The organism is Porphyromonas sp. COT-290 OH860 (assembly GCF_000768935.1).
GTDB lineage: Bacteria > Bacteroidota > Bacteroidia > Bacteroidales > Porphyromonadaceae > Porphyromonas.
Genome location: NZ_JRAR01000026.1, coordinates 1 through 334, shown reverse-complemented (window position 1 = coordinate 334; position 334 = coordinate 1). Strand labels below are relative to the sequence as shown.

Annotated in this window: 1 protein-coding gene; it reads left to right on the top strand. The window is 47.9% G+C overall.

All coding sequences use genetic code 11. The annotated features are described in order from the left end of the window. The coding region (locus HQ41_RS03030; RefSeq protein ID WP_152567316.1) for a transposase at positions 1-334 on the top strand (334 nt) is incomplete at both ends.

Sequence of the window (334 nt, the reverse complement as noted above, 5' to 3'; positions counted from 1 at the left end):
GTTGATGCAGAGGCTCGTTGGGTACGCAAAGGCAAGCATTATCGGTATGGGTATAAGAAACACGTGCTTACCGATGATCAAGGCTTGGTAGAAGCCCTGATTACAACCCCCGCTAATTGTGCCGATACGGTTGCCTTGCCCGACTTAATCGAGAAATCCGAGTTGTCATCAGGGGTAAGTGTACTAGCGGACAAAGGCTATTGTAGCAAAAAGAATTCGGAGTACTTGGCTGGTCATGGCTTGGTGGATGGCATTATGCTCAAGGCTATTCGTGGGAAGACTCTTAACGAGAGTCAGAAGGCATTCAATCGTGTGATCAGTAAGACAAGGTGCT